Raw genomic sequence first — 13,590 nt, 5'->3', positions numbered from 1 at the left:
TAAAATTTTTGTCATTTCCCTTGTTGTACAAGGACAGATCTTTTGTAAGCTCCCAATTCTTGCATTTCACTATGAAGAATTGGGGACAGCCTATTAAATTGTTAAAACCTTTTCACCGCGCGCGATACCCGATACACCAGAACGCACAACTTCTAGAATTGTGTTCTCCGCAAGCGCATCAATAAAGCCATCGATTTTATCGGTAGTCCCTGCAATCTGAATCGTATATGTAGTCGGTGTAACATCTACGATTTGTGCACGGAAAATATCAGCTGTACGCTTGATTTCCGCACGGGCAGCACCTAAAGCTTTCACTTTAATTAACATCAGCTCACGCTCAATGTGCGCACCTTCAGATAAATCAACCACTTTTACCACTTCAACAAGCTTGTTCAACTGTTTGGTAATTTGCTCGATTTTGTGATCATCACCATAGGTCGTCAGCGTCAGACGCGATAATGTCTCATCTTCAGTCGGTGCAACATTGAGTGTTTCAATGTTATAGCCACGTTGACTAAATAAACCAACTAAACGAGAAAGCGCACCTGCTTCGTTCTCAACGAGTACAGAAATAATATGTCTCATTACGTACGCTCCCCTTTACCTAACCACATATCCTTCATTGACTGACCCGCAACCAACATTGGATATACGTGTTCAGTACGGTCTACCATGACATTAATGAATACACATTTATCATTAATTGCCATCGCTTCAGCTAATTTAGATTCCAACTCATCTGCATGGTTAATCTGAATGCCGACGTGACCATATGCTTCCATCAATTTTGCAAAGTCAGGTAATGAGTCAACATATGAACTTGAATGACGTCCTTCATAGTTCATGTCTTGCCATTGTTTTACCATGCCTAAAGCTTGGTTATTTAAGCAAAGAATTTTGACATTCATGCCGTATTGCTTACATGTCGAAAGCTCTTGGATACACATCTGAATCGATGCTTCACCTGTAATACAAACCACTTGTTGATCTGGACAAGCAAGTTTCGCTGCCATCGCGTACGGTAAACCAACACCCATAGTCCCTAGACCACCTGAGTTGATCCATTGACGAGGACGCTTGTAGGTAAAGTACAAAGCACCAAACATTTGGTGTTGACCCACGTCAGACGTGATAATCGCATCACCATTGGTCACTTTGCATAATGCTTCAACAACTTGCTGCGGCTTCATTGAACCATCAGTAGGTATTTGATATTTCAAACCGTGAACTTTACGCCACTCATTGATTTGAGACCACCATTCAGCAATCGCTTCAGGATTTGGCTTAGACACATTCATTTGTTTGAGTTGTGCCAACATTTCCTGAAGAACAGGCTCTACAGCTCCCACAATTGGGATGTGCGCCATGATCGTTTTAGAAATAGTTGCAGGGTCTACATCAATATGAATGACTTTTGCATTGAGACAGAATTTTGCAGGGTTGTTGGTCACACGGTCATCGAAACGCGCGCCAATCGCTAAAATAACGTCTGCATTATGCATCGTCATATTCGCTTCATATGTCCCGTGCATCCCTAACATGCCCACGAATTGTGGATCATTACCCGGGAAACCACCTAAGCCCATTAACGTATTTGTTACTGGATAACCTAAAAGGTGAGCAAGTTCTGTTAACAGTTCTGAAGCATTGCCTTGAACAACACCACCACCCGTATAAATAATTGGGCGTTTCGCAGTGATAAGCTCATCAATCGCTTTACGGATTTGACCTGAATGTCCACGTGAAGGTGGCTGATATGAGCGCATTTTCACTTTTTCAGGATATTCGTAGGCAAATTTTTCTGCAGGGTTTGTTGCATCTTTAGGAATATCAACAACAACAGGACCTGGACGACCAGATGAAGCTATATAGAATGCTTTCTTAATAATTGCAGGAATTTCGCTGGCATGACGCACTTGGAAACTGTGTTTTACGATTGGGCGAGAAATACCCACCATATCAGTTTCTTGGAATGCATCTTCGCCAATTAAATGGCTCGCAACCTGACCAGACAAAATCACCATTGGGATTGAGTCCATGTAAGCAGTTGCAATTGGAGTCACTGTGTTTGTTGCACCGGGACCAGAAGTTACAAGAACTACACCAGTTTTGCCAGTTACGCGTGAGTATGCATCTGCCATGTGACCAGCAGCTTGCTCATGACGAACGAGGTAATGGTTAATTTTGTCTTGTTGAAATAGCGCATCATAAATATGTAATACAGCGCCGCCTGGATACCCAAAAACATGCTCTACGCCTTCGTCCGCAAGCGCACGAACGAGCATTTCACCACCAGATAAAAGTTCCAACGTGATTCACCCTAGTGTTTGCACAATTTATGGGAGACATAAATTGTGTTCATTCATTAACTTTTGCACTTCTTATAAGTGTGCGTATTCTACTCGTTTTTGCTGCAATAGGAAAAATTTTCTGAGACTCATCAGCCGTATAAACTTGATGACATCTCGAATCAAAATATGCTGGGATAAACATATTTCAAAACAGCATTCTCTCGGCTAGAAAGAATGTCCATTGCAAGCCATGACATTTATTCGAAGGGTGATCAAATAAACGCATATAAAACTAAAGCAAGCATTTTTGTTGCTTTCATAAACAATGTCAAGGATAAAGAAAGAGATTTTAACGAATATTTTTTAGCTGATGCTTTTTTAAACAAAGCCTACTGATCATAGCAACTCACCCTTTTATCAAAAAACTATTTTCTTTTTTAATAAAACTCGTCATTGTAGACGGCACATTTATGCACTTTGATCGAATATAGACAAAATTCTCTTGGGGAGATCAAATATGAAATCATCTTATTTAAAAACAATCTTATACACGGCCACGACAACAGCATTATTATTGGGTTCTAGCCATAATTATGCACAGCAATATTACAAATGGGTGGATGCAAATGGATCGACGCACTACACCGCGACACCACCACCCAAAGGTGCTAAACGCTTGGATAAAGTTTCGACTTATGGCAGCAATATCCAACGTCCTCCTGTACAAACTCAACCAGAGCAAGGTGATGCAAAACAAGTAAATAACCCACCACCTGTCAATAAAGCCACTGAAGCACCAGCAGCATCTGGTTCAGCTCCAAGAGGTGATGCACCACCACCGCCTGCCCCTCCTGCAGCAAACTCTAACTACTAATCCATATCCACTCACTTTTGCTTATCTTCAAGGTGGCAGCTTCTCTATCACCTTGAAGATAAAATCCCGATCTAATCACTGACATTTCATGCGATTTTGCGCTATGCTGTGCGGCAATCTTATTTTTATTTTTTGTTGTATCGCATATCCCTATGACGACTTCTCACATTGACTCCGAATACCAAGCAAGCGCCATTGAGCCTCAAGTTCAACAAGACTGGGACAATCGCAAAGTTTTTAAAGTTGCAGACACTGTAGAGGGCAAACATCGCTATATCCTGTCGATGTTCCCTTATCCAAGTGGAAAGCTGCATATGGGGCATGTGCGTAACTACACCATTGGTGACGTGATCAGCCGTTTTTATCGTTTAAAAGGCGAAAAAGTTTTACAGCCAATGGGTTGGGATGCTTTTGGTTTACCTGCTGAAAATGCAGCGATTGCACACCAAGTTGCTCCAGCAAAATGGACATTTGAAAACATCGCGTATATGCGTGATCAATTAAAAAAATTGGGCTTGTCTGTCGACTGGGATCGTGAATTTGCGACCTGTACTCCAGAATACTACCACTGGGAACAATGGTTATTCGTACAACTTTATAAGAAAGGTTTGATCTATCGTAAGCTTTCAACAGTGAACTGGGATCCTGTAGACCAAACTGTACTTGCGAATGAACAGGTGGAAAATGGTCGTGGTTGGCGTTCAGGTGCATTGGTGGAAAAACGTGATATTCCAATGTACTACTTCCGCATCACTGACTATGCACAAGAATTATTAGACGATTTAGACACATTAAAAGATGGCTGGCCACAACAAGTCCTCACCATGCAACGTAACTGGATCGGTCGTTCTACAGGGATGGAAATCACTTTCCCTTCTGCCAATACTGAAATCTATGCAGATGGCTTAACGGTTTATACCACGCGTGCTGATACCTTAATGGGTGTGACTTATGTTGCTGTTGCAGCAGAGCACCCAATGGCTTTGAAAGCAGCTGAGAATAACCCTGAACTGGCTGCATTTATTGAAGAATGCCGCATGGGTTCAGTAGCAGAAGCAGATTTAGCCACTGCTGAAAAGAAAGGCATGGCAACAGGTTTGTTCGTAAAACACCCTGTAACAGGTGAAGAACTTCCTGTCTGGATCGCAAACTATGTACTCATGTCTTATGGTTCTGGCGCAGTGATGGCTGTTCCTGCACATGACGAACGTGACTTTGAGTTTGCTAATAAATTTAACTTAGCAATCAAGCAAGTAATTGATGCCAAAGGTGCTGACGATGCTGAATACTCGGCAACTGAATGGCAAGAATGGTATGGCTCTAAAGAAGGTAAACTCGTAAATTCTGGCGAATTTGACGGCCTTGAATTCCAAGCTGCTTTTGATGCCTTCATTGCAAAATTAGAACCACAAAATTTAGCAAATGCGAAAGTTCAATTCCGTTTACGTGACTGGGGTGTCTCTCGTCAGCGTTATTGGGGTTGCCCGATTCCAATGATCAACTGTAATACTTGTGGACAAGTACCAGTACCAGAAGATCAATTGCCAGTCGTGTTACCAACTGATGTCGTACCAGATGGTTCAGGTAACCCGCTGAATAAAATGCCTGAATTCTACGAAACTAAATGTCCAAGTTGTGGCGGCGATGCACGTCGTGAGACAGATACCTTAGACACGTTTGTTGAATCTTCTTGGTACTATGCACGCTATGCATCTCCTGACTTTACAGGTGGTATGGTCAAACCTGAAGCAGCGCAAAACTGGCTTCCAGTAAACCAATACATCGGTGGTGTTGAACATGCCATCTTGCACTTACTTTATGCACGTTTCTTCCATAAGTTGATGCGTGATGAAGGTGTGGTACAAGGCAACGAGCCATTTACTAACTTGTTAACACAAGGCATGGTTTTGGCAGACACCTTCTATCGTGAAGCTGAAAGTGGCAAAAAAACGTGGTTTAACCCTGCTGATATCGAATTAGAACGTGATGAAAAAGGTCGTATCCTTTCTGCTAAATATTCAGGTGATGGTCAAGAAGTTGTTATCGGTGGACAAGAAAAAATGTCTAAGTCGAAAAACAACGGTATTGATCCACAAGCAATTATTGATCAATACGGCGCAGATACTGCTCGTGTCTTTATGATGTTTGCTGCTCCACCAGATCAATCATTAGAATGGTCTGATGCAGGTGTTGAAGGTGCTAACCGCTTCTTGAAACGCGTATGGCGTTTGGCTGCTGGCTTCTTGGAAAAAGGTAATCAAGCAACGGCAATCAATAGCGCAAATCTTTCTACAGATGCGCAAGATTTACGTCGTAAAACCCATGAAACCATTCAAAAAGTGGGTGATGACATCGAACGTCGCCATGCTTTCAATACTGCAATTGCAGCATTGATGGAACTGTTAAATGCTAGCAACAAATTTGAAGCAAAAGATGACAATGATGTGGCTGTTGCTCGTGAAGCAATCACAACATTACTCACTTTACTTGGTCCATTTGCACCACACTTGAGCCAAAAACTTTTAGCTCAGTTTGGACAAGATTTAACAACGACTGAGTTCCCTCAAGTTGATGAGTCTGCATTGACACGTAATACGCAAACGATTGTTGTACAAGTGAATGGTAAACTTCGTGGTAAGTTAGATGTCGCTGTCGATATGTCTAAAGATGATTTATTGGCTTTGGCAAAAGCATTACCAGAAGTGCAACAATTCTTAACTGGCCCGACTAAAAAAGAAATTGTTGTGCCAAATAAACTCGTGAACTTGGTGGTTTAAAAGCTTGTAAGACTCCCTTTAAAGAAGGCAGATTAAAAGCAATAAACAAAACCTCATCAAAGCCCGCTGTCATTCAACGGGCTTTGATTCTAAAATATGGTCAATTTATTTAGTTTAAATCTTCCATGTTTGATGGAATATCATAAGGACAAAGCATGCATTTAGTTCAACGTGTTGCAGCAGTTGTATTAACTTTAGGCCTAAGTGCAGGCTTAGTCGGTTGTGGCTTCCATTTAAAAGGCAGTAATCCAACAGCGACGCCGTTGGTTTATAACAAGCTCACATTGGTATTACCTGATAATACTGATGAACTTGAAAATCGACTTAGCATTTATTTAAGTGCAACAGGCGTACAACTGAGCAACTCCAACGATGCTTATGTACTTCGTATTTTGGATTACACGCCTCGCCGTCAACTCCTAAACGGTAAATTGACAGAAGTATTACTGCGTCTAACAGTCACCTTCCAAATCGAAGATCGTCAAGGCAATAAAATCACAGAACCACGGACATTGACTGCTTCTCGTAGTTATCAATACGATGTTGCAACAGTGAACACCGACAACCAACAAGAATCTTATTTAGACAAGATTGTCATTGACGATGTGGCACAACAAATCACACGTCAAATTGCAGCAAACCGTCTACCTAAAGCACAGTCATAATTACAACTTATGAAACTAGATTATGTTCAAGCATTAAAACGTGTAGATGAGGCTCGTGGCGCATGGATTATGCATGGTCAAGAGCCTTTACTTGAGCAAAATCTGCTAGATGCTTTTCGTAAAAGCTGGCAACAGCAAGAAGTTGAGCGTCAACGCTATGACATCAGCAGTGTAAATGACTGGAAAAATGTCTTTAATGCATTGAATAGTTTGTCGCTATTTTCTCAGCAGCTTGCGATTGAAGTACACGGCAATATCAAACCTGATGCAAATGGATTAAAACTACTCAAAAGCTATATTCAACATAATGAACATAACTTACTGTTAATCGTGTTACCGAAACAGGATAGCAGTAGTTTAAAGTCGGCTTTTTTCCAAGTCGTTGAAGCGAATGGTGTTGTTGTCCCGCTTACTGCAAACTATCCTCAAGATCGTCAACGCATCCTTACCATCGAAGCAGAAAAATTGGGGATCACACTCAACAATGATGCATGGCAATGGTTAATGCAACATCATGAGCATAACCTCCTCGCAGCAAAAAATAGTTTGATGCGCGTTGCGGATACCTTTCCTGATATTAAGCAAATTCAAATTGAGCAGCTCTATGCATGTTTACAGGATCAATCGCGCTATACCACCTATGATTTAAGCGATGCATTATTGGCAGGTCATTTGACTCAATCTGTCAAAATCTATCAATACTTACTTGCCGCGGGTGAACCCGACAGTTTGATCTTATGGACACTCAGTAAAGAAATGCGTTTACTGATGCAACTTTTTGAGCAACCACACAATGCATTACAACTCGGGATTTGGAAAACCAAAGTTTCACAATATCAGCAAGCTTTACGTCGCCTAAACCCTCGGCAATTTCTCACTTGGCCAGAGCTATTATTACGTATCGATGCATCGATTAAAGGCATGTCGAAAGAAAGCGCTGAGCATTTAATGCTTCAAGCCGTCAGTGAACTATGTGGAAAAACTTTATTTACCCAATCTGCTTAAAATCAAACCTAAACTCAAGATAATAATAACAAGGTAAAAGCAATGGCATTTAATTTAAGCCCTGATCAAACTCAGAAAATTAAAGCAGTCTTCCAGCGTGCTGACAGCTTAATCATTTCAGCAGGTGCTGGTATGGGAGTGGACTCAGGTTTACCTGATTTTCGAGGCAATCATGGCATGTGGCAAGCTTATCCTGAGCTTGGAAAACAACGTATCGACTTTACTGAAATAGCCAATCCTGCCGCTTTTAGACGTCATCCCCGTTTAGCATGGGGATTCTACGGACATCGACTCGCACTCTATCGTCAAACTAAACCGCATCGAGGATTTACTTTACTCAAGCAATTGGCAGAAACATTACAACTACCCTATTTTATCTTTACCTCAAATGTCGATGGGCAATTTCAAAAAGCGGGCTTTGACTCGGCCAACATCTATGAATGTCATGGCTCAATTCATCATTTACAATGTCTAAAATCTTGCCAGCAAGAGATTTGGTCAGCAGATAATATTTCTCCTGAAATTGATCATCAAGAGTGCCAATGGTTAGGTGAGTTACCGCGCTGCCCTCACTGCGGTCATTTAGCGCGTCCTAATATTTTAATGTTTGATGACTATGATTGGTTAAGCCATCGACATCACCTACAAAGTCAGCGTTTGGATCACTTCATCAAAGTACATCGCAATCCGATCGTGATTGAAATCGGTGCAGGTACAGCGATTCCAACCGTGCGATATTTCAGTGAGCGCTTCGCATCCAACTTGATTCGAATCAATCCGCGTGAATACACACTTCCACCGCATGGCGGCATTGCACTTGCAAGTAACGCGGAGGCTGGGGTCAAAAGTATTTATCATATATTTATAAAATAAGTATGTGGAAAAAATAGAAAATAATTCTCATTCTAGATTAAAAATATTCACGCTTTATCCTTATTTCACTTTTATACTAAGTCCAGTTCTCACTTTTGACCTGTCGCCATGCCAAAAACAACGTCTAAAAAAATACCATCTCGCAAAATTATTATGATCGCTATCGGCGTGCTCATCATCGCAGCACTCGGATGGATGTTCTTTAAACCCAAAGCACAGCAACCACAGTACATTAGTGCAGAGGTCTCTCGTGGCGATATTGAAGATTCAGTATTAGCAACAGGTGTACTTGAAGCAACCAAAATGGTGAGTGTCGGCGCACAGGTGTCTGGTCAGGTGAAAAAAATGTATGTGCAATTGGGTGATCAAGTAAAACAAGGTCAATTGATTGCGCAAATTGATTCGATTCGGCAAGAAAATGATTTAAAAACAGCAGAAGCAAGCATTAAAAACCAACAAGCTCAACTGGCTGTACAACAAGCGAATTTAGCGAAAGTTGAAGCAGAATATAAACGCCAACAAGCGATGTATAGCCAAGATGCAACTTCCCGCGCTGAGCTTGAAACTGCATTGGCAAATTACAAAACCGCTCAAGCGCAAATCGCAGCGATCAATGCACAAATTGAGCAATCGCGTTTAACATTGGCAACAGCAAAAGAAGATTTGGGTTATACCCGTATCGTTGCACCGATGAATGGAACAATTGTTGCGATCGTGACAGAGGAAGGTCAAACCGTAAACGCCAATCAAACCGCACCAACCATTGTGAAATTAGCGACTTTAGACACTATGACTGTCAAAGCACAAATTTCAGAAGCGGACGTCATGAAAGTTGAAAAAGGTCAAACGGTGTATTTCACAACGTTGGGGAATAGTGAGAAGAAACACTATGCAACCTTGCGCCAAGTAGAGCCAGCTCCTGACTCAATCAATACAGAAAGCACGACGACCAGTTCATCGTCATCGACATCTGCAATTTACTATAACGCGTTATTTGATGTGCCCAATGATGATGGCAAGCTTCGTATTGATATGACTGCACAAGTTTATATTGTATTAGCGGAAGCAAAAAATGCGTTAACCATTCCTGCGGCTGCGATTCAAAGCAAGCGTTCAAATCAAAAACAAAACAGTAAAAATAACGCATCAACTGATACCACACAAAAACCTGAAACAGCAAATGCACAACGTCCAAAACGTTTAGAGTTAACCGATCAAGAAAAAGCACTCGTGTCTCAAGGTAAAGCGACAACAGGCATGGTGCGTGTCTTGCAAGCTGATGGCACGGCGAAGCCTCAACCTGTTCTGATTGGTCTTAATAACCGCGTGACAGCGCAAGTCCTGAAAGGACTTAAACAAGGTGATCAAGTTGTGATTGCTGATGCAACTGATAGTTCAAATGAATCAGCAAAACGTAGCAATCAACGTGCAATGAGAATGTAATATGACTCAAAATCAAACACATTCATCACAGCCACTACTTGAGGTCAGCAAACTGACTCGGGAATTCCCTGCGGGTGAAGGTACAGTCCAAATTCTCAAAGGTATTGATTTAAAGATTTATGCAGGTGAATTGGTTGCGATTGTTGGGCAATCGGGATCTGGTAAATCAACCTTAATGAATATCTTGGGCTGTCTGGATAAACCAACAGACGGAAGCTATCTAGTCAGTGGCCGTGAGACGAGACAGCTTGAACCTGACGAACTTGCACAATTACGTCGTGAATATTTTGGCTTTATTTTCCAACGCTATCATTTGCTTGGTGATTTAACTGCATCTGGTAACGTTGAAGTTCCAGCGATCTATGCGGGTGTAGAGAGCCATCTACGTCAGGAGCGTTCAGCTGAATTGCTCTCTGAACTTGGGTTAGAAGAGCGACTACATCATCGTCCAAGCCAACTTTCAGGTGGTCAGCAACAACGTGTTTCGATTGCACGCGCACTGATGAATGGTGGCGATGTGATTCTTGCCGATGAACCCACAGGTGCATTGGATAAGAATAGCGGTATTGAAGTGATGCGTATTTTACGTGAGCTCAATGCCAAAGGTCATACTATTATTTTAGTCACCCATGATATGAATGTTGCAAAAAATGCGACACGTATTATTGAGATTAGTGACGGTAATATCATCTCAGACCGCGCAAATACACCTGAAAATGATGATGCCGATTTAGAACGTCAAACACTACAAAGAACACCGCAGAAGAAAACCTCTGCATGGCGATCTTTTCTAGATCGCTTGGGTGAAGCATTCCGTATGGCACTGCTTGCCATGAATGCACATCGAATGCGAACCTTTTTGACCATGCTCGGAATCATTATCGGGATCGCCTCTGTAGTGTCTGTTGTTGCACTCGGTAATGGTTCACAAAAACAGATTTTGGAAAATATCAGCAGTCTCGGAACCAACACCATCACCGTATATCAAGGTCGTGGCTTTGGTGATAACTCAAGAGCATCACAAACCAAGACCCTCGTTCCTGCCGATGGTGAAGCTTTAGCGGAGCAACCCTATGTCGATGGTGTCAGCCCTTCTGTGAATACAAGCGTCACTTTACGCTTTAAAGAAACGGAAGCCTCAGCAACTGTCAATGGTGTGAGTTCCGACTTCTTCTATGTTCGAGGCATGACCTTTAAGTCTGGACAAGCTTTTGATAAAGACAGCGTGACTCAACGTGCGCAAGACGTGGTCATCGATACCAATACTGAAAAAACGTTCTTTGCGGATGGAACTAATCCGCTCGGACAAGTGATCTTATTGGGTAGTGTGCCGAGTCGTGTCATTGGTGTGATTGATGCTGAAAAAGGCTTTATGGGAAATTCAGACAGCTTAAATGTCTATCTCCCCTATTCAACGGTTATGAGCCGCATGTTAGGCCAGTCTAATGTACGTAGTATCATTGTTCGTATTAAAGATGAATATCCAAGTAGTGCGGCTGAAAATGCAATTTTGACTTTGCTTGAGCAACGCCACGGCGCGCAGGATGTCTTTACTCAAAACTCAGACAGTATTCGTGAAACAATTCAACAGACCACTGCAACCATGACACTGCTGATTTCAGCGATTGCAGTCATTTCACTGGTCGTCGGTGGCATCGGCGTGATGAATATTATGTTGGTTTCTGTGACTGAACGTACCCAAGAGATTGGTGTCCGTATGGCGGTCGGTGCTCGACAAAGTGATATTTTGCAGCAATTCTTGATCGAAGCGATTTTGGTCTGCTTATTGGGTGGTGTACTCGGTGTACTCCTGTCTTTAGGTATTGGACAAATTATCGGGCACTTTGCCAAGGGCATCATTGAGATGAGTTATTCAACCACATCCATTGTTGCAGCCTTTGTCTGCTCAAGTTTGATCGGTATTGTTTTTGGTTTCTTACCCGCACGAAATGCAGCACAACTCGATCCAGTTGCAGCTTTAGCAAGAGAATAATAGCGAAAAAATCTATCCTAGAAATATGATACTCGTGAACGTCATCCGCAACCTGCGTGGTATCAAAAAATATTGTTTCTGCGATAGATCAAGATAATTGGAAAAATATAACAGGTTTTGCGGATGACAATGGTTTTGCCTACTTTTCCCGAAAGAAAAGTAGGTCGAGCCGAAGGCTTAACCAGAAAATGGATGAGAACTCGATAAGACACCGTCTCGATAATCATGCTCTTTCAAATTATTAAAGGAATGACAAGCAATGTTATTCAAACCAAATAAAATCGCACTTGCCCTATGCCTTAGCACTTCTCTAGCTGGCTGCTCTGCTGTTGTCAAAACACCTTACAACACACCATCTGTACAAGTTCCAAAGCAATACCAATACGATGCGCAAACCAATAAAAGTGTAGCGCTTACAGACCAATGGTGGACATTATTTAATGACACTCAGCTCAATCAGTTGATTGATCAAGTCTTGGCGACGAATAGTGATCTAAGTGTTGCAGGGATCACACTGAAACAAGCCCGCTTACAAGCTGGCTTGGCAGCAAATCAGCAAGGCATCCGCACCAGCTCAAGTGTCTCGACAGGTCATAACTATGATCTACGTTCAGGCGATGGCTCAGATCGTGGCTTATCTGCTAGTGTCGGTGTAAGTTATGAACTAGATTTGTTTGGAAAACTCGCCAATCAAACAGAAGCCAGTCGTTGGGAAGCACTCGCCAGTGCTCAAGACTTACAAGCAACGGCACAAAGTTTGGTAGGAACAACTGCAAAACTGTATTGGCAATTGGGCTATCTCAATGAACGCTATCAAACCGTTCAACAAAACTTAGCCTCGACTCAAAAGATTTATAATTTAGTTCAATCGCAATATAAAGCAGGTGCGGTTTCTGGCTTAGATCTCACGCAAGCTGAACAATCTGTGCAAAGTCAAAAAGCAAGTTTGAGCCAGATCGAACAACAACGTGTAGAAACACGTACTGCTCTCGCTGTACTGCTACATGAACCTGTACAACAACTGAATATTCAAGAACCAGCGAAATTACCGCGTAATGCATTACCCAATATCGCTGTTGGTTTACCCGCAGATATTTTATCTCGCCGCCCTGATTTACAAGCCTCAGAGTTACGTCTTCGTAAAACGTTAGCCAGTAAAGATGCAACCAAAGCCAGTTATTATCCGTCGATTAATCTGACTGGAAATTTGGGTTCTTCGAGTACCTCATTGACTCAACTTTTGCAAAATCCAGCACTCACCTTAGGCGCAAGTTTAAGTCTGCCCTTTCTTCAATATAATGATATGAAGAAAGATATTGCGATTAGTGATCTTGAATATGAGAAAGCCATTACTCAATATCGTCAAACGTTATACCAAGCATTTGCTGATGTAGAAAATGCGTTATCGAATCGCACTCAACTTGACCAACAAGTTCAGCTTCAACAACGCAATCTTGAATTAGCAGATAAAACTGAGCGACTCACTGAAGTTCGTTATCGTAATGGTGCGATTGCATTAAAGAATTTACTTGATGCACAAGAGACTACACGCAATGCACGACTGAGCTTAGTTGAAACCAAGCAGAGTCAATACAATGCCTATGTGACCTTAATGCAAGCGCTAGGTGGAAGTCCTGTGAAAGAACTACCTGAGCAATAACACACGAGT

10 protein-coding genes are annotated in these 13,590 nt (G+C 42.0%); 8 read left to right on the top strand and 2 right to left on the bottom strand.

Annotated elements, in window-relative coordinates; all coding sequences use genetic code 11:
* Positions 1-93 precede the first annotated feature (93 nt).
* Positions 94-585, bottom strand: a complete 492-nt coding sequence (ilvN, locus tag ACF8D3_RS10440) for an acetolactate synthase small subunit (protein ID WP_004637892.1) — start codon at positions 583-585, stop codon at positions 94-96.
* Positions 585-2,309: an acetolactate synthase 3 large subunit gene (locus tag ACF8D3_RS10435; protein ID WP_392471431.1), complete on the bottom strand. Its 1,725-nt coding sequence runs from the start codon at positions 2,307-2,309 to the stop codon at positions 585-587. Before ACF8D3_RS10435 ends, ilvN begins: the two co-directional genes overlap by 1 nt.
* A 499-nt stretch (positions 2,310-2,808) precedes the next feature.
* Between ACF8D3_RS10435 and ACF8D3_RS10430 the strand changes: the two genes are divergently transcribed.
* The 8 genes from ACF8D3_RS10430 to ACF8D3_RS10395 all read left to right on the top strand — a co-directional run bounded on the left by ACF8D3_RS10430 (position 2,809) and on the right by ACF8D3_RS10395 (position 13,581).
* Positions 2,809-3,165, top strand: a complete 357-nt coding sequence (locus ACF8D3_RS10430) for a DUF4124 domain-containing protein (protein WP_392471429.1) — start codon at positions 2,809-2,811, stop codon at positions 3,163-3,165.
* Between the two features lie 152 nt (positions 3,166-3,317).
* Positions 3,318-5,942, top strand: a complete 2,625-nt coding sequence (gene leuS, locus ACF8D3_RS10425; RefSeq protein ID WP_392471428.1) for a leucine--tRNA ligase — start codon at positions 3,318-3,320, stop codon at positions 5,940-5,942.
* A gap of 155 nt (positions 5,943-6,097) precedes the next feature.
* A complete protein-coding gene (gene lptE, locus ACF8D3_RS10420; protein ID WP_004881660.1) occupies positions 6,098-6,607 on the top strand; it encodes an LPS assembly lipoprotein LptE in 510 nt (169 codons plus the stop codon).
* A 9-nt stretch (positions 6,608-6,616) separates the two neighbouring features.
* A complete protein-coding gene (gene holA, locus ACF8D3_RS10415; protein ID WP_392471425.1) occupies positions 6,617-7,612 on the top strand; it encodes a DNA polymerase III subunit delta in 996 nt (331 codons plus the stop codon).
* Between the two features lie 42 nt (positions 7,613-7,654).
* Positions 7,655-8,485 (top strand): NAD-dependent deacetylase, encoded by an 831-nt coding sequence (locus ACF8D3_RS10410; protein WP_392471423.1) that lies wholly within the window; start codon positions 7,655-7,657, stop codon positions 8,483-8,485.
* Positions 8,486-8,593: 108 nt separating this feature from the next.
* Complete coding sequence (locus ACF8D3_RS10405; RefSeq protein WP_392471421.1) at positions 8,594-9,928, top strand: MacA family efflux pump subunit; 1,335 nt, start codon at positions 8,594-8,596, stop codon at positions 9,926-9,928.
* A 1-nt stretch (position 9,929) separates the two neighbouring features.
* Positions 9,930-11,921 carry a MacB family efflux pump subunit gene (locus ACF8D3_RS10400; RefSeq protein ID WP_004881653.1) on the top strand — a complete coding sequence of 664 codons (1,992 nt, stop codon included), beginning with the start codon at positions 9,930-9,932 and terminating at the stop codon, positions 11,919-11,921.
* Between the two features lie 259 nt (positions 11,922-12,180).
* Complete coding sequence (locus ACF8D3_RS10395; RefSeq protein ID WP_392471419.1) at positions 12,181-13,581, top strand: efflux transporter outer membrane subunit; 1,401 nt, start codon at positions 12,181-12,183, stop codon at positions 13,579-13,581.
* Positions 13,582-13,590 lie beyond the last annotated feature (9 nt).

It is taken from the genome of Acinetobacter sp. YQ_14, from assembly GCF_043102985.1.
GTDB classification, from domain to species: Bacteria; Pseudomonadota; Gammaproteobacteria; order Pseudomonadales; family Moraxellaceae; genus Acinetobacter; species Acinetobacter venetianus.
The sequence above is the reverse complement of the archived record's forward strand: the minus strand, read 5'-3'. Positions and strand labels throughout refer to the sequence as shown.

Bases quoted from the DNA above. Each gene is read 5' to 3' on its own strand.
- ACF8D3_RS10405 (WP_392471421.1), top strand. From the start codon at position 8,594: ATGCCAAAAACAACGTCTAAAAAAATACCATCTCGCAAAATTATTATG.
- ilvN (WP_004637892.1), bottom strand. From the start codon at position 585: ATGAGACATATTATTTCTGTACTCGTTGAGAACGAAGCAGGTGCGCTT.
- lptE (WP_004881660.1), top strand. From the start codon at position 6,098: ATGCATTTAGTTCAACGTGTTGCAGCAGTTGTATTAACTTTAGGCCTA.
- holA (WP_392471425.1), top strand. From the start codon at position 6,617: ATGAAACTAGATTATGTTCAAGCATTAAAACGTGTAGATGAGGCTCGT.
- ACF8D3_RS10400 (WP_004881653.1), top strand. From the start codon at position 9,930: ATGACTCAAAATCAAACACATTCATCACAGCCACTACTTGAGGTCAGC.
- ACF8D3_RS10430 (WP_392471429.1), top strand. From the start codon at position 2,809: ATGAAATCATCTTATTTAAAAACAATCTTATACACGGCCACGACAACA.
- ACF8D3_RS10410 (WP_392471423.1), top strand. From the start codon at position 7,655: ATGGCATTTAATTTAAGCCCTGATCAAACTCAGAAAATTAAAGCAGTC.
- leuS (WP_392471428.1), top strand. From the start codon at position 3,318: ATGACGACTTCTCACATTGACTCCGAATACCAAGCAAGCGCCATTGAG.
- ACF8D3_RS10395 (WP_392471419.1), top strand. From the start codon at position 12,181: ATGTTATTCAAACCAAATAAAATCGCACTTGCCCTATGCCTTAGCACT.